Source organism: Pseudarthrobacter sp. 1G09 (genome assembly GCF_050038305.1).
Lineage (GTDB): Bacteria > Actinomycetota > Actinomycetes > Actinomycetales > Micrococcaceae > Arthrobacter > Arthrobacter equi.
In genome coordinates this window covers 43489-59424 of the sequence record NZ_CP188306.1, presented here as the reverse complement: position 1 = coordinate 59424, position 15936 = coordinate 43489, and the positions used below count along the sequence as shown (strand labels likewise).

At 67.1% G+C, this 15936-nt stretch carries 16 protein-coding genes; 9 read left to right on the top strand and 7 right to left on the bottom strand.

Going from position 1 to position 15936, the window contains the following annotated elements; translation table 11 throughout:
• Positions 1-48: 48 nt before the first annotated feature.
• Complete coding sequence (gene rraA, locus ACP3TD_RS00285) at positions 49-534, bottom strand: ribonuclease E activity regulator RraA (RefSeq protein WP_426764777.1); 486 nt, start codon at positions 532-534, stop codon at positions 49-51.
• 126 nt (positions 535-660) lie between these two features.
• On the opposite strand from rraA, the gene ACP3TD_RS00280 reads away from it, so the two are divergent.
• The 5 genes from ACP3TD_RS00280 (at position 661) to ACP3TD_RS00260 (ending at position 5807) form a co-directional block, all read left to right on the top strand.
• On the top strand, positions 661-1938 hold the full coding sequence (locus ACP3TD_RS00280; RefSeq protein ID WP_426764776.1) for an MFS transporter: 1278 nt from the start codon (positions 661-663) through the stop codon (positions 1936-1938).
• Between the two features lie 137 nt (positions 1939-2075).
• Positions 2076-2684, top strand: a complete 609-nt coding sequence (locus ACP3TD_RS00275) for a TetR/AcrR family transcriptional regulator (RefSeq protein ID WP_426764775.1) — start codon at positions 2076-2078, stop codon at positions 2682-2684.
• 284 nt (positions 2685-2968) lie between these two features.
• Complete coding sequence (locus ACP3TD_RS00270) at positions 2969-4168, top strand: NAD(P)-dependent malic enzyme (RefSeq protein ID WP_426764774.1); 1200 nt, start codon at positions 2969-2971, stop codon at positions 4166-4168.
• Positions 4169-4279: 111 nt separating this feature from the next.
• Positions 4280-4783 carry a DUF456 domain-containing protein gene (locus tag ACP3TD_RS00265; protein WP_426764773.1) on the top strand — a complete coding sequence of 168 codons (504 nt, stop codon included), beginning with the start codon at positions 4280-4282 and terminating at the stop codon, positions 4781-4783.
• Positions 4784-4832: 49 nt separating this feature from the next.
• A complete protein-coding gene (locus ACP3TD_RS00260; protein WP_268160486.1) occupies positions 4833-5807 on the top strand; it encodes a hypothetical protein in 975 nt (324 codons plus the stop codon).
• Here the strand turns inward: ACP3TD_RS00260 and ACP3TD_RS00255 are convergent.
• The gene (locus ACP3TD_RS00255; RefSeq protein WP_426764772.1) at positions 5804-6451 is read right to left on the bottom strand and encodes a LysE family translocator; all 648 of its coding nucleotides are present in this window, start codon (positions 6449-6451) and stop codon (positions 5804-5806) included. The genes ACP3TD_RS00260 and ACP3TD_RS00255 overlap by 4 nt on opposite strands.
• A gap of 106 nt (positions 6452-6557) precedes the next feature.
• On the opposite strand from ACP3TD_RS00255, the gene ACP3TD_RS00250 reads away from it, so the two are divergent.
• Positions 6558-7013 (top strand): Lrp/AsnC family transcriptional regulator, encoded by a 456-nt coding sequence (locus ACP3TD_RS00250; RefSeq protein ID WP_426764771.1) that lies wholly within the window; start codon positions 6558-6560, stop codon positions 7011-7013.
• 15 nt (positions 7014-7028) lie between these two features.
• Here ACP3TD_RS00250 and ACP3TD_RS00245 read toward each other — a convergent pair whose 3' ends face one another.
• From ACP3TD_RS00245 to ACP3TD_RS00235, 3 genes are all read right to left on the bottom strand, one after another.
• On the bottom strand, positions 7029-7706 hold the full coding sequence (locus tag ACP3TD_RS00245) for a hypothetical protein (protein WP_426764769.1): 678 nt from the start codon (positions 7704-7706) through the stop codon (positions 7029-7031).
• Positions 7703-9181, bottom strand: coding sequence for a WXG100 family type VII secretion target (locus tag ACP3TD_RS00240; protein ID WP_426764768.1), 1479 nt, complete (start codon positions 9179-9181; stop codon positions 7703-7705). Before ACP3TD_RS00240 ends, ACP3TD_RS00245 begins: the two co-directional genes overlap by 4 nt.
• Positions 9182-9250: 69 nt before the next feature.
• The gene (locus ACP3TD_RS00235) at positions 9251-9709 is read right to left on the bottom strand and encodes an Lrp/AsnC family transcriptional regulator (protein ID WP_426767091.1); all 459 of its coding nucleotides are present in this window, start codon (positions 9707-9709) and stop codon (positions 9251-9253) included.
• Between the two features lie 325 nt (positions 9710-10034).
• On the opposite strand from ACP3TD_RS00235, the gene gluQRS reads away from it, so the two are divergent.
• Together gluQRS and ACP3TD_RS00225 are read left to right on the top strand one after the other, a co-directional pair.
• Positions 10035-10928, top strand: a complete 894-nt coding sequence (gene gluQRS, locus ACP3TD_RS00230) for a tRNA glutamyl-Q(34) synthetase GluQRS (RefSeq protein ID WP_426764767.1) — start codon at positions 10035-10037, stop codon at positions 10926-10928.
• 47 nt (positions 10929-10975) lie between these two features.
• Entirely contained in the window at positions 10976-11176 is a 201-nt protein-coding gene (locus ACP3TD_RS00225) for an AsnC family protein (RefSeq protein WP_426764766.1), read from the top strand.
• A 3-nt stretch (positions 11177-11179) separates the two neighbouring features.
• Here the strand turns inward: ACP3TD_RS00225 and ACP3TD_RS00220 are convergent, their stop codons facing one another.
• Positions 11180-12436, bottom strand: coding sequence for a low temperature requirement protein A (locus ACP3TD_RS00220; RefSeq protein ID WP_426764765.1), 1257 nt, complete (start codon positions 12434-12436; stop codon positions 11180-11182).
• A gap of 27 nt (positions 12437-12463) precedes the next feature.
• Positions 12464-13789, bottom strand: a complete 1326-nt coding sequence (locus tag ACP3TD_RS00215; RefSeq protein ID WP_426764764.1) for an ATP-binding protein — start codon at positions 13787-13789, stop codon at positions 12464-12466.
• 233 nt (positions 13790-14022) lie between these two features.
• Here ACP3TD_RS00215 and ggt point away from each other — a divergent pair, with 233 nt between their 5' ends.
• Positions 14023-15885, top strand: a complete 1863-nt coding sequence (ggt, locus tag ACP3TD_RS00210; RefSeq protein ID WP_426764763.1) for a gamma-glutamyltransferase — start codon at positions 14023-14025, stop codon at positions 15883-15885.
• Positions 15886-15936: the final 51 nt, after the last annotated feature.

The following is a 15936-nucleotide window of genomic DNA, read 5'->3' as shown; positions in this document are numbered from 1 at the left end:
TACCTGCAGTTCCATTCCCCGTCGTGGGAAACTTTTTAGGCCGCCGGGTTACTGCTCCACGAGGATGCCGTCCGGGTCGCACCAGATCCGGGCGCCCGTGCGGATAGTGACGCCGTCGATCACCACGTCAACGTCCACTTCGCCCGCCCCGGCCTTGGCACTCTTCCGGGGGTTGCTGCCCAGCGCCTTCACGCCGAGGTCGAGCTTGGCGATGGCTTCGCGGTCCCGGATGGCCCCATTGATCACGACGCCGGCCCAGCCGTTCGCCACGGCGCTTTCGGCGATCATGTCCCCCATCAGGGCGGTCCCCAGCGATCCGCCGCCGTCCACCACCAGCACGTTGCCGTTGCCGGGGGTTGCCAGCGTGGACTTCACCAGGGCGTTGTCCTGGAAGCAGCGGATGGTCCGGGCCTGCCCGGAGAAGTGCGTGCGGCCGCCCAGGGACTGGAACTGCAGCGCCACGGACGCCAGCTCATCGCCGCGCTCGTCATAGAGGTCCGCCGTGTTGATGGCAGGGGTGGTAGCAGCGTTCATGTGGTTCTCCTTCGAGCCTCGGGGTGCCGCGCGCTCGCAACTGCCCCGGCGTGCGGCACAGACGCCGGGCAAGGCCCACGATAGTCTGATTTCCAGCATCAGCACCTGCCCCGGGGGGAACCAGCAATGAGCATGTCCAGCACACCGGTCCCACCGGACGTTCCGCGGACCACGGCCGCGGCGCTCGCCGAGCCGACGCAGAAGGTCACCGCGCGCTGGGTCACCGGGCTGGTGCTGGTCAACGTTGGCATCAACGCCGCGTTCTTCGGACCCATCAACGTCTTTATCGCCCAGCAGGCCACTGGCATCGACGAAGCCAACAAGGAAGCCATCGCCTCCCTCGTGCTTGGGTGCGGGGCCGCCGTGTCCTTGGTGGCCAATCCCCTCTTCGGCGCGCTGTCCGACCGGACGGTCTCAGGTTTCGGCCGGCGTTCCCCCTGGGTGCTTGCAGGTGCCATCCTGGCCACGGCAGCGTTGCTGGCAATGTCCGGGGCCACGGCTGTCGCCCTGCTGGTCCTGTTCTGGTGCCTGGTCCAGCTGGGCGCCAACGCGGCCTACGCGGCCATCACCGCCGCCATCCCCGACCGCGTGCCGGTGTTGCAGCGGGGCGGCGTGGGGGGACTGGCCGCCCTGGGCCAAACGGCGGGGATCCTTCTCGGCGCAGTCTTCGGGGCGGTGGTTTCCGGCAACTTCATGGTGGGTTACTGGCTGTGCGCGGCCGCCCTGCTGCTCGCCGTGCTGCCGTATCTGTTCCACAGGAATGACCCGACGCTGCCCAGGGAGCTCCGCCCGCCGTTCTCGTGGGGCAATTTCCTCCGCGGCTTCTGGATCAGCCCGGCGCGCCACCCGGACTTCGCGTGGGCGTGGCTCACCCGCTTCCTGGTCAACGTCTGCAACCAGCTCACCATCGTCTATCTGATCTTTTTCCTCACGGACGTCATCAAACATGAGAACCCGGCACTGGGGGTCCTGACCCTTACCGGCATCTATGCGGTGCTGGTGATGATTACTGCGGTGATCGCGGGGCCGTGGAGCGACAGGGTGGGCAAGCGCAAGCCATTCGTGATCGCCTCCTCGGTCATGATCGCTTTGGCTGGCCTCACCATGGCGTTCTTCCCGGTGTGGACCGGTGCCCTGATTGGTGCCGCCATCCTGGGCATCGGCTTCGGTGCTTACCAGGCCGTTGACTTCGCCCTGCTGACGCAGGTGCTCCCGCAGGCCGCGGACCGTGGCAAGGATATGGGGGTCATTAACGTGGCCGCCTCGCTGCCGCAAGTATTCGCGACGGGCCTCGCTTACCTCGCAGTGACGCAGTTCGGCGGGTATGGCACCCTCTTCACCACGGCGGCCGTTATCGGGCTGCTGGGCGCCGTTTTCGTCGTCAAGATCAAGGGCGTGGACTGACCCTTCCAGCGGCCGTTGGTAAGGCCACTGACGAGTAGCAGCGCCGGTTGGTGCCGTATAGTTGAGCCGGCTGCGGGGCTGTATGGATGGGGGAGCTCCGGCGGCAGTAACCCCAGAACACAACCCCGGAAATGCTGATGACCGAGACTGTTTCAGACCATCCGCCCATGGCCCCCCGGCCCACTGCACCCCGCCAGCGCCTTCGCTACGCACGCATGCTCGAAGCCGCTGCTTCCTTTGCCCGGAAGGGCCTGGACTCCGTGGACCTGTCCGAGATCGCCGAGAAGGCAGACGTTCCGCTGGGCACGGTGTACCGCTATTTTCCGTCGCCGACGCACCTGGTCCTGGCCCTGTACCGCCACCAGCTGGAAGAGCTGGAGGCTGCTTCACGGCGCGAGTCTGACCGGTTCCGCGGCCGCGCCCTCCCCGGTGTGGTGATGGAAATCTTCCACATGCGGGTCATGCAGCCTGCCGTGGAACAGTGCCTGGGCCGCGGCGTCTACCTTCCCGGCCGGGACACCACGTCCCTGCTGCGCGACATTGACGCCCTGGGCGAGAAGGCTGTGGAGGCCGCTACCGGGGATGCCGTGACCGCCAGGGTCCTGCTGCTGTCCGTCACTGGTCTGGTCCAGTCTGTCCGGAACCGCCGCTTGTCCCTCTTCGAGGCCGAAGAAGACCTCAAAAAGGCCTGCGCCCGGCTCTCTCCGGCCGCGGATGCCCGGTTCACACTCCATCAGTCGGCGTAACCGGTCTAGACCAATTTGCCATTAAATACGCCTTTATGGCGTGGCGTGAGTCACAAAAGACTCTGAATAAACGATTTGTCACCCGCTTTCGCTGTCAAGACTGCCGTCGCGGGCTACGGCGCTTGCCTACGATGGATCCAGCGGAGCAGCAGGGAGTGAACATCCCCGGGGGCTCCTATGGACCCGCCACCCCTGGGTTTCCTGTCGCACCATTTTCCCTGCCGGCCCGCACGGGTCCGGCCCCATGTGCCGTGCGTGCACGGCGAGCACCAGGAGACAACGACGTGTCCATTGACGCAGCTACAGCCACTGACAATTCTGCAGCCACAGCACTGACCGAAGCCGAGATCTTCGACGCCCACCAGGGCGGAAAGCTCTCCATTGCCAGCACCGTCCCGCTGTCCAACAAGCGCGACCTGTCCATCGCCTACACCCCCGGTGTGGCCGAGGTCAGCCGCGCCATCCACAAGCAGCCGGAGCTCGCCCGCACCCTGACCTGGGCCGAGCGCCTGGTGGTCGTGGTCAGCGACGGCACCGCAGTCCTGGGCCTGGGCAACATCGGTGCCAGCGCCTCCCTGCCCGTGATGGAGGGCAAGTCCGCACTCTTCAAGAGCTTCGGCGACCTTGATTCCATTCCCCTGGTCCTGAACACCAGCGACGTCGACGAAATTGTGGAGACCCTGGTGCGCCTGCGTCCCAGCTTCGGCGCCGTCAACCTCGAGGACATCGCCGCACCGCGCTGCTTCGAGCTCGAGGAAAAGCTGATCGAGGCCCTGGACTGCCCGGTCATGCATGACGACCAGCACGGCACCGCCGTGGTGGCGCTGGCCGCCCTGACCAACGCCGCCAAGGTGACCGGCCGCAGCCTGGACAGCCTGAAAGTTGTGGTTTCCGGTGCCGGTGCCGCGGGCATCGCCGTCGCCGAAATCCTCCTTGCTGCCGGCGTCCCGGATGTCGTCCTGCTGGATTCCCGCGGCGTCATCAACAGCACCCGCGCCGACCTTGCTGCGGACACGTCCAGCAAGAAGGCTGACATCGCCGGCCGCAGCAACCCCCGCGGTGTGGAAGGCGGCCCGGCCGAGGCCCTCGCCGGAGCCGACGTCTTCATCGGCGTCTCCTCCTCAAAGCTGGACGAGGCACACCTTGCCCTGATGAACCAGGACGCCATCGTGTTTGCCCTCTCCAACCCGGACCCCGAGGTCCTGCCGGAGGTCGCCGCCAAGTACGCCGCCGTGGTGGCCACCGGCCGCAGCGACTTCCCCAACCAGATCAACAACGTCCTGGCGTTCCCCGGTATTTTCCGTGGCGCCCTGGACGCCGGCGCCCGCCGGATCACCCCGGCCATGAAGCTGGCGGCGGCCAACGCCATCGCCGAGCTCGCCGCCGAAGACCTGTCTGCCGACTACATCGTGCCCAGCCCGCTCGATCCCCGGGTTGCCCCCGCGGTGACCGCGGCCGTCGCCGCGGCGGTGGAAGCGGAGTAGTCCACCCCCTGATCACGCCCGACGGCGGTGCCTCCTTCCCCGAAAGGAGGCACCGCCGTCGGGCGTTAACGCGGTCCGGACCGGCAGGCGCGCCACCCTAGACTGGGTGCCATGACTTCCGAGACCGTGGTGACCATCCTGTGCGGCCTTGCGATCCTGGTGGGTGTGGCGGGGACCATCATCCCCATCCTGCCGGGCAGCATCCTCATCGGGGCCAGCCTGCTGGCGTGGGCGATCTGGGGCGGCGCAGGTCCAGCCGGATGGGTGGTCTTTGCCATCGGCATCATCTTCGTGGCAGCCGGGATGGCCGCCGGGGCCGTGCTCACCGGGCGGAAGCTCAAGGAGCATGCCATTCCCAGCCGCAGCATCGTGGTGGGCCTGGTGGCGGGTGTGGCCGGCATGTTCATCATCCCGGTGGTGGGCCTGTTCGTTGGGTTCGCCGCAGGCCTGCTGCTCAGCGAAGTCCTGCGCACCCGCAACCTGCCCACCGCGGCCCGGTCCAGCTGGGCCGCCCTCAAAGCCACCGGCATCGGGATGCTCGCCGAATTCGGGCTGGCGTGCCTGGCCGCCAGCGCCTGGGTCATCGGGGTGTGGATTGCAGCTGTGAACGGGTAGGTTCCCCTGCGCCGTCCGGCAGCGGCCCGGCGTTCGTTAGCATGGAAAGATGACTGCCGGGGACAGCGCACCGATCTACTGGGACAGCCGTGACCTGACGCCGTTCGGCCAGGCCCACCTGCGCACGCCTGTACACGACCTTGCCGGGGGAGTGGGCGGCCTGCTGACCGGAGTGCTGGGCGCCCGCAACCCGTCGCTGCTCGCGATCAACGGCGAGGTACCGCGGCTCCGGCGGATGCCCCGGCCGGCCAAGGAGGTGCACGACGCCGTCTTCTCCAGCCGTGAACCCGAGCGGCTGATCGCCCTGGCCCGCACCTACCCGGGCTGGGCGGGCCTGTGCTACCTGATGTCCGGGCTGCTGGTGTACCAGCACGGCGGGTACCTCCGCGCCTCGGAGCTGCTGCAGCGCGGGCTCACCACCCGGAACGACGACGACGCGAACCGCTACTCCGCCACCTACCTGCGGCGCATCGTCACCCGGATCGAACTGGCCGAACGGGTGGAGGTTCCGGTCCTGTTCAGCGAGGAATCGGTGTTCCTGGCGCTGGCCCACGCGCTGCGCGAGACCGGCCGGACCGAGGCGGCGCTGGACGCCCTCACCGGGCTGCCGCCGTCACTCCCCATGGCCCTGGCCCGGTGCTCGCTGGCCCTCAGCCTGGGCCGGAGCCGCACCGTGATCGACTGGACCGAGGGGCTCCTGAACGCCGATGACCTGTCTGCCGCGCTGCTCCTGGTCCGTGCCCGCGCCCTGCGCCGGGAAGGCCGGCTCGACGCCGCGCAGCAGGCCATCACCGAAGTGCTGCGGCGCCGCAAGACGCACCTCGCGCTCCGGAACGATGCCCTGACGGATAAGGCGCTGCTCCTGCTGGACTCCAGCCGGCGCTCGCTCAATCCGCGCGACTGGGGCCGGCGGCACGAGGATCCGGTGCCGCAGCGCGAAATCGCCGCACCGGTTCCCATCCGCAAGGACGAGGAAATGCGCCGCATCTGGGAACAGGACTGGAAGAACCTCAGCGAGGACTAGGCGCGGCCCGCCACCAGGGGAACCAGCTGTTCGCCGAGCAGCACTGTCCCCAGCAGGACCATGATGATCCCGCTGGCCAGGGTCACGGCCCGCGCCGCCCCGGGCCTGCTTTGCAGCAGCGTGCGGGACAGCAACGCCACGGCCGTGTAGACCAGCCCGGCCAGCGCCACGAAGGTCATGCCCAGCAGCCCGGACTGCACCGGCACCGGCAGTGAAGCGTCAGCGCTGACGAACTGCGGGATCAGGGCAACGTAGAACAGCAGGCCCTTCGGGTTGATGCCGCTGGTGCCCATGCCTTGCAGGAAGGTGCGCAGCCGCGTTGCGCCGGGGCGTCCGGCGGCGCCTGCCGCACTGAAGGACGCCCCGCGCCACGAGCGGAGCGTGCTGATGCCCAGCCACATCAGGTAGCCGGCGCCCACAAGCGTCAGCCAGCCCAGGACACCGGGCATGCCGGTCAGCACCGCGGCGAGGCCAGCCACCAGCAATGCGGTGTGCAGGACGTAGCCGCCGCACAGCCCGGCCACGGCGGGCACGAAACTGCGCTGTCCAAGCCCTGCCGTGATGGAGTAGGCCCAGTCCACGCCGGGGGTGCAGGCGAGGGCCGCGGCCACCAGCACAAAGGCCAGGAACAGCTCCGGATTCATGGTTTCTCCTGTCAGGGGATCTTTCAGGAGTAACTGTAGGAACTTTCGGGCCGGAAGTGCTGTCCGGTTTTCGCGCGGCGCGCGCGTCCAGCAGTAGGATTTTTGCGTGATAGATGCCATTGACAGGAATATCTTGCGCCACCTCAAAGAGGATGGGCGGATGACCGCCACGGCGCTTGCCGCCAAAGTGGGATTGACGGTGGCTCCGTGCCACCGCCGGTTGCGCGACCTGGAGCAGTCAGGGGTGATCCGGGGCTACAAGGCGGACATAGATCCCGGGGCCGTGGGCCTGGGGTTTGAGGCGATTGTCTTCGTCACCCTGCGCCAGGTGGACCGGCCCACCATGGAGATCTTCGAGAACCGCGTGGCGGGCAACCCGAACATCGTGGAGGCGCAGCGGCTCTTCGGTTCGCCGGACTACCTGCTGAAGGTCATCGCTGAGGACCTGCCCGCGTACCAGCGCTTTTACGACGCGGAGCTGACATCCCTGCCCGGCGTGGAACGGCTGACCTCCACCCTGGTGATGAAGAACCTCAAATCGAACGCCGGCCCGCCGGTGTAGCGGCCGCCCGTTGCCTTAGGCGGCCGGGCGGACGTGGACGATGATCACCTGGGTGTCCTTGCCGCCGTCGTACCTCAGGTCGTAGTTTACATCCAGGCCGGTGGCCGTTCCGGAGGTGATGGAGAAATCGCTCTTTCCCTGCGGGTCGCGTTCGGTGCTGCTGATCCACCGTTCCGCGGAGTCCTCATCGATGCCGTACCGCTGCACGCCGCCACGGATCAGGGCGAAGTACTCCTCGGCGGACTTTGCGGTGAGGAAGTAGGTGACCTCGCTGAAGTCCGTGCGCTTGTCAGTGGTGTTGAACCGGATGCGGTCCGTTTCGCCCGTAATTTCGCCGTTGGGCGCCACGATGGTCAGGTTGATCTTTCCGGCCCCGCGGGTGTTGATCTCGGGTCCGTAGCTGTCCGGAGTCACCTGGACGGTGGCTTTTTCCAGCGTGCCGGAGCTCATGTCCAGACGTGCGGCCCCGGTGCTGCGGATGGTCTCTACGCCGGTGGCATCAAGGGTGGAAAATTCAGAGGTTTTCACGGTACTCCCTGCAGAAGGTGATGAGGCGGAGGACGGAGTGGCGGGATCGGGGGCGGACAGCTGACAGCCGCCCAGGGCGACGGCGGCGGCCAGGACCGGCAGGAGGAGTACGACGCCGGATGCACGCCTTTGCTTCCCGGCTGCGGCCGTGTGGGGGGTCGTCACTGGTGGACCTCCGCGTCGAAGCCGTCCAGGAAGCGGTCCATGATCTGGGGGATGTTGTTGGTGGGCCGGTACTGGTCCACCCGGGTGTCAAAGTCGGAGCCGATGATCTGGGCCGCCCGGTCCGGGTCCGAGGCCAGCAGGTCCTGGTAGGCGGGCAGGGTGTCCTGCCGGATGAGTTCCCAGCGCTGGTCTGCGTTGGCAATGTTGCCGTCCGGGAAACCGGTGGTGAAGTCGGTGCGGAACTGCGTGGGGTTGTCCCAGTTGGTGAACGGCACGTTCTCCGGCCCGGGGCTCTCCACGCTGAAGGTGTAGGGGAACACCTCGGCGTAGCTTCTGGCCCCGGGGATGGAGGGCTCACCGGCCAGGGTCACCATGTACGTCACGGCTTCACCGCCGGGGTGGCTGCGCATGTTGTCGTAATCGTCGGCGATGATTTCGTTCTGCTCGCGGTAAAGGAGGGCGGTGTTGCCTTCCTGGACGCGGTCCGGGTCGCCGGAATCGATATTGGCCCAGGCCTCCGCCGTTCCGGCATCGATGGCGCCGGAATCATGGAGCCGGTTGATCTCGGCCAGGCCGCCGTTGAGGTACGCCTGGTGCTGGCGCGCCTGGTCCAGGAAGATCTCCTTGTTCATGTCCAGCATGCTGGTTTCGTAGAAGCGGATCTCGTCATCGGTCATTCCGGCCAGCTGTTCGATCTGGTCCAGGATGGGTAGCGGGACGTTGGACGCCGGATTGTTGGCGATCTGCTGCGCCAGGTCCCGCATCATGGCAATGTCGCGGAAGCCGCCCGCGAAGGACGGCCCGATCATGTTGGCCATACCGGCCCACTGCAGGTCCGGGTTGGCGAGGTAGGCCTGGCCGTAGAAGTCATAGACGCTGCGGATGGTGTCCCAGTTGGCTTCCGTGCCGTTGGCGGTGTCCCAAGTGGCCGGATCGATGCCCATGTCCAGCATGGCCTGGTTGTTCCAGTAGGAGCTGAGAAAGTCGGCATACTCCGGGGAATTCTTGTCGATCAGGCCGGAGTCTGCGGCCGCGTCCATGGCAGCCTTGGCGGCTTCCGGGTTGGCCAGGGCCCACTGCCTGAACTCCTCGCCCTGCAGGTAGTCACGGCGCTCGTCCGGCGTCATCGAGTTCAGGGTGTCGGTCAGGTCCTGCGCTGTTCCGCCGCCCCCGCCCGCCTGGCCCGCGCCCCCACCACCGCCGGCGCCGTTGCTGGCCCGTTCCTGTTCGTCCGCGTTGGCCAGCAACGCATTGGACGCCGTTTCGAGCCCGGCCGTGGCGGACCTCAGCAGCTTGATGTGGGAGGAGGTCCATTCGCTGCGGAACCTGTCGCCGTCGTGCCCTTTCCACAGCCCGGAGCTGATGGTGCTGTTGAGCTGCTGGCCCAGGGCGTTGAGCCGGTTGGCGCCGCCGGCGAGGTCCTTGGCGAGCTGCCGGAGCTGGGCCACGTCGCCGCCGTAAAAGGTACCCGCCATGATGATTCCCCCTGTGTGGATGTACCGTGCCAGCCTAGCCGGGAAGGTAAGGCGGGGCGATGGGGAGGGCTATCCGTCCAGCAGCCCCGTGGTGCGGTAGGGAATGACTTCGCGCAGGAACATGCTGGTGGAGGTTCGGACGATTCCCGGGCACAGCCGGATTTCCTCCGATACCCGGTAAAGGTCATCCGGGCTGGTGGCCACCACCCGGATCAGGAGGTCCGTGTCGCCGGCGGGTGCGTGGCATTCGAGGACCTCCGGAATGTTCCGCAGGGCGGCGATGGCCTCATTGAGGTGGCTTTGGTCCAGTTCTGCGCTCACCGACGCTGCCACACCGCGGCCCAATGCCGCGGGAAGGACCCTGCTGCTGTTGGGCCGGAGCGCGCCGGCCGCCGTCATCCGCTCCAGGCGAGACTGCACCGTCCCGCGCGCCAACCCCAGCCGCTGGGCCAGCACCATGATGGGAACCCGGGGGTCCTCGTCCAGCGCCCGGAGGATCCGCCGGTCCGTGGCGTCGAGTCCCTGCAATTTGCCCACTTTCTGCTGACGGGGTCAGCCTGGATTAGTCAGATTGACTACCGAATGAATGGCCGGTTGCACCAACTGTATGGCTGGTGCTGAAATGTTGGCAACACGGCAGCGGCTACCGCCACTGCCCGCAGGCCACCGGCCTCCGGCACACCACCCGGGCGCCGCGCACAGCTTCCCGCAAGGAGGCCGCCGCTGATTGACTCTTGTTCACGCATCGTCTTTCCGCACCCACTGACGAGAGCCCCTGGGCTACCGATCCGCCGGATGTCCGGTCATATCGGTGGCTGAGGGGCTCTTGTGGTGTTCCGCATAGGCTGGAGGAATGACTTCGGCCGGACGCTTCGCCCCCAGCCCCTCCGGCGAACTGCACGTGGGCAACCTACGTACCGCCATCCTTGCCTGGCTCTTTGCCCGCTCCACCGGCCGCAGCTTCCTCCTGCGCGTTGAGGACCTGGACAGGGCCCGCGCCGGGGCCGAGGCCGTCCAGTTGCGTGACCTGGCCGCGATAGGGGTGGACTGGGACGGTGCGGTGGTCCGGCAGACTGCACGCGGAGCCTTGTATGAGGAGGCCATCGGGCGCCTGCAGTCAGCAGGCCTGACCTACGAGTGCTTCTGCACCCGCCGTGAAATCCAGGAAGCCCCCTCCGCCCCGCATGCTCCCCAGGGCGCCTATCCGGGCACCTGCCGGAACCTTGAACCCGCGGAGCTGGAGTACAAGCGGTCCACCCGGCCGGCGGCCATCCGGCTGCGCGCCGACGTTGCGGAGTTCACGGTCCGGGATGTCCTGCACGGCGCCTACACCGGAGTGGTGGATGACTTTGTGCTCCGCCGCAACGACGGTGTCACCGCATACAACCTGGCAGTAGTGGTGGACGACGCCGAGCAAGGAATTGACCAGGTGGTCCGCGGCGACGACCTGCTTCCCTCGACCCCCCGGCAGGCATATCTCGCCTCGCTTCTGAATATTCCGGTGCCGGAATATGCCCACGTCCCGCTGGTCGTGAATTCCGACGGCGTCCGGCTGGCCAAGCGCGACGGCGCCGTGACGCTCGGCGACCTTGACGCTGCGGGCGTGCCAGTGGGTGAGGTCCGGAACCTGCTGCTGGCGTCGCTCGGGCTGCCGCCGGGGACGCTGAGCCAGGCGCTCGGGGCATTCCACCCCGCCGAACTGCCCACCGCGCCCTGGACCTGGAAAGGCGTCGTCAACAATCGTTGACGTCCGGCTTTTTGTCAACTAATGTTGACGCCATGGAGGTGGACCGGATGAAGGCACTCGTTGGATCAATGGACGGCAAAGGCCCCGCCGAGGCCCTATATGCCGTTGCGGAGCTGCAGAAGGAAGTCAGCCGGGCGGAGGCGGCCCTGGTGCGCGGCGCCAGGCAGGCCGGCTTGTCCTGGGAAGCCATTGCGCTGTGCCTGGGCGTCACCAAGCAGGCGGTGCACCGGAAGTACGGCAAACAGTAAGCCTTAGGCAGGCAGTTCAGGCTCCGCTGTCTCCAGCTTCGACAGGGCCGCGTGCACCCGGTCGCTGCCGCGCTTTTCGTCGATGACGATCGAGGCGGCCAGGGCGGCCACGATGACCAGCAGGCACACGGGGACGGAGGCGCCTGCTGCCGCCAGGGCTACCGCGCCGCCCTGGACAGCGATGACGCCCGCTGCGGCCGCGACGACCGTGCGGTCGGTTCCCATCATCACGCTGTACAGCCAGGTCAGGGTTGCCTTGAAGACAGCCACCGGAATGGCGATGCTCGCCACGGCCGCCGCGGCGCTGATGTGGGCCTCGTGGTCGATGTAGTAGGCGGCCACATGGAGGCCGGCGCCGGTGGCGGCGATGGCCGCGAAGATGGGGATGTGGCCGTAGCCGAACAGGTAGGACCGGTGCCGCCGCAGGTGCAGGGCCCGCCCGGCAGGCAGCATGAAGTACACCCACCACATTCCGAAGGCCAGCGCCGTTCCGCCGAATCCCACCAGGGCCGCGTCCATGGTCCAGCCGCTGTTGGCTACAAACGCGCGCAACGTCTCGATGGCCCCGATCAGGCACTCACCCAAGGCAATGATGGCGAGCAGGCCGTACCGTTCGGCGATGTGGTGGGCATGCCACGGCGTGGTTGCCCTGCGCTCGGCAAAATAAGGCGTGGCCATTTCCAGCGCCACCAGCGGAACCACCATCAGGAGGGTGGCTGCAACGCCGGTGTCGAGGATCAGCACCGCCACCCAGCCCAGCTGGACGATGGCCAGGTACCGGGCGTAGCGCAGGCAGGTCTCGCGGCGGGCAGGGTCCTGGCGGGCAGCCCGCATCCACTGCGCCACCAGGGCCAGGCGCATCAGGATGTAGCCGCCCACAATGACCCGGTTGTCCATATGCTGCCCCTCGACGATCGAGTGGAACATCGGTTCAATTCCCATGGTGAGGATCAGGACGCCCACGATCTGGACCATGGTGACCACGCGGAACACCCAGTCGTCGGTGTCATAGGCGCTGGCGAACCAGGTGAAATTGATCCAGGCCCAGATCACGGCGAACATCGCGAACGCGAACCCGATCAGCCCGGGCAGCACGTGGGCCTCCGCGATTTCGTGGGCGAACTGGCTTCCCGCGACGCCGAAGGCAATCACGAACGTCAGGTCGAAGAAGAGTTCCAGCGGGGTGGCTGCCCGGTGTTTCTCATGCGGATCGCGGCCGCCCATGCGCGCGAACGCATGCCGGAGGGGGTTTGAGGACATGCCTCAAAGATAGCCGGACAGTGCCGCTCAGACCCTTCCCAATGCGTCGATGTCTTCGAGGAAGTCCTGATGCACTTCGGCGCTGACGGTGGTGCGGGTTTCGGCGATCGCGGCGAGGTAATCCTTGGTGGAGGGCCCCTTCCGCACCGCTTCCCGGACGGACGGCCGCGCATCCGAGCCCAGCCCGCCGTCGCTGTCCTTGCCGTAAACAACGTTTTCCAGGGCCCTCTGCGAGGCGCTCCGTGCCGCGTACTCGATGTCCGCCGGCGAGAACCCCTCGGTCCGCTCCACGAGGAGCTCCACGTCCACGTCATCCGCCACGGGCGCGGGGATGAAGCGCTGCCACATGGCGTTGCGGGCCTGGCGGTCCGGCAGGCCAATAGGGATCACGTAGTCGAACCGGCCGTGCCGCAGGAACGCGGTGTCCAGGGCGCGGATGAAGTTGGTGGCGCAGACCAGGAGCCGGCCGGGCTGTTCCCGGAACGCCGGGATAATCTTGAGCAGTTCGTTGGTGACGCCCTGCAGGGGTGACGGCGGGTCCCCGGCACGCTGGGAGGCGATCTCCTCCACCTCATCAATGAAGACCACCGCGTGCTCAAGCTCGGCGATTTCCAGGAACGTTTCACGCAGCGCCCCGGCCAGGCCCTGCGGGTCCGCGGCGAGGCGGGACGGGAACACCTCCACGAAGGGCCATTCAAGGCGGGAGGCGATGGCTTTGGCGAAGGTGGTCTTGCCGGTGCCGGGAGGGCCGAAGAGTACGACGGCGCGCGGCGGCACCACGCCGAATTCGTCCGCGAGGTCCGCTTCGGCGAGTGGAAGCACCAGCCGGCGCTCCAGGAGTTCCTTTTCCTTGCGCATGCCGGCGACGTTCTCCCAGAGGTCGCGGGCGAGGACGCGTCCGCCGAGCTGGCCGAGCGCGCCGAGTTCCTGCCGCTGCACGGGGATGGTGCGTTCGAAGTAGCGCAGGTTCTTCTTCAGTGCGAAGCCGCGGCCCAGGAACGCTTCCACCCGGGTTTCGGATTCGGGCATCAGGGCCGAGAGCTTGTTCAGCCCGTGCGGTGCCATCCGGTTTTCGACGGCGGCCAGCAGCGAGGTGCCGATGCCCCGGCCCCGGTACTCCGGCAGGGTGGCCAGGAACACGATCCAGCCCTGGTCATGCGCGGCACGCCCTACGGCGGCGCCCACCACCTGGTCACCCAGCACCGCAACCACTGCATGGTCCTTCTCGCAGGAGGCCAGGACCTCGGAGAGTGCGTAAACCGGCTCCACGTTGGTTGCCTTGAGCGTCTCCCACAGGTGCAGGATCCCGTCCAGGTCCGCCGAATGGAAATCCCTGATCCGCCAATTGGTCATGCCGTCACTCCTGTTGGTTCCCCGTTGAACTGCCCATGGTCTCTACTGCAGCGAGCATAAGCGATGTGATGGACGTTGCCCGTTGCGGTCCCGTTGCATGACGGGCTGCCGGCGGCGGTTCCTTTGGGTGCCAAGCAACTCCGGGGTGCTCCGCAGGGTAGCCGGGGGCGTTGAGCCTGTCCGGCCCGAAGAGTAGCGTGTGATGGACATCACCCAAACCCCTAGGAGCAACCATGCCACATCTGGGACGCCGGGTAGGAGCCTTAACGGCTGCGCTGGCGATGAGCGTGACGTCCGGAGCCATCATGAGTCCGGCCTCGGCCCACAAGTGGGACGACGAACCCGAGAAGAAAGCCACCGCCACCGGATACGGGGGAGCGGTCAGCACGGTGGACGCCGATGCTTCCGCCGCCGCCATCACCGTGCTCCGCAAGGGCGGCAACGCCGTGGACGCCGCCGTCGCAGCAGCGGCAACCCTGGGGGTGACGGAGCCCTACTCTGCCGGCATCGGCGGAGGCGGCTACTTCGTGTACTACGACGCGAAGAGCGGCGAGGTGCACACGCTCGACGGCCGGGAGACTGCACCCGCGGCGATGCCGAACGATGCGTTCATCGATCCTAAAACCGGAAAGCCGTACAACTTCTCCCCGGAACTCGTCACCAGCGGCGTCTCCGTGGGCGTCCCCGGCACGGCGGCCACGTGGGAGCGTGCGCTGGAACGCTGGGGCAGCCTGAGCCTCGGCGATGCCCTGAAGCCTGCCATTGACGTGGCGGACAACGGGTTCACCGTGGACGGCACCTTCAACCTCCAGACTGAAGAAAACAAGGTGCGCTTCTCAGCCTTCCCGTCCACCAGCGAGCTCTATCTTCCGGGAGGGGCAGCCCCCGCCGTGGGGTCGGTCCTGAAGAACCCCGACCTCGCCGACACCTACCGCTTGCTCGGCGATGAGGGCACTGACGCCTTCTACAAGGGGCCCCTCGCCGAAGAGATTGCCGCCACCGTCCAGGAACCACCGAAGACGGCTGATACTGCGCTTCCGGTGCCCAAGGGGTACATGACCGCCGAGGACCTGGCCGACTATGAGGTACTGAACCAGGACCCCACCCACGTCAGCTATCGGGATTACGACGTCTACGGCATGGCACCGTCCAGCAGTGGCGGCACCACGGTGGGCGAGGCCCTGAACATCCTGGCCCCGTTCGAACTGCCGGACCTCGTGAAGGGCAAAGGCAACGCCAAGAACCAGTCCGATGTCCTGCACTACTACCTTGAAGCGTCAGCCCTCGCCTTCGCTGACCGCGCCAAGTATGTGGGCGATCCGAACTTCGTGAGGGTTCCCACCGAAGCCCTCCTTGACGACGTCTTCGGCAAGGAACGCGGCTGCGAGATCGATGCCCGGAAGGCGGCCGTCAAGCCCGTGGCAGCCGGTGACGTGGAGAACTACGACGGCACCTGCGACGTAAAGCCGGCAGCGGCCAGTGACGTGCCGGACACCGAGAACATCAACACCACCAACCTCACCGTCTCGGACAAGTGGGGCAACGTGGTGGAGTACACGCTCACCATCGAGCAGACCGGTGGCTCGGGCATCGTGGTTCCCGGCCGTGGCTTCATCCTGAACAATGAACTCACGGACTTCTCCACCGAGTACAAAGCGGACGACCCCAACCGGATCCAGCCCGGCAAGCGGCCCCGTTCCTCGATGTCGCCCACCATCGTGCTCAAGGATGGTGACCCGTTCCTGGCCCTCGGCTCACCCGGCGGCTCCACCATCATCACCACGGTGCTGCAGACCCTGGTGAACAGGATCGACCTCGGCATGAGCATTGAAGACGCCGTGGCCGCTCCCCGCGCATCGCAGCGGAACACCGCCAATGTGACAGCGGAACAGGGCTTCATCGACTCGCCCTCGGGCAAGGTCCTGGCGGCGCGGTACGGGCATACGTTCACCGCCGCCGGAACTCCCGGCACGTCGACGGCTGAAATTGGCGCCGCAACGGCCATCGAGTTTCATCGGGACGGCCGCGTGACGGCGGTCGCCGAACCGGAACGGCGCGGTGGCGGATCGGCCATGGTGGTCAAACCCGCCAGGTGATCCGCGGCTGCCGTCTGGCAGCTGCCCTTAAACCCCGACGGCGGCACCCGG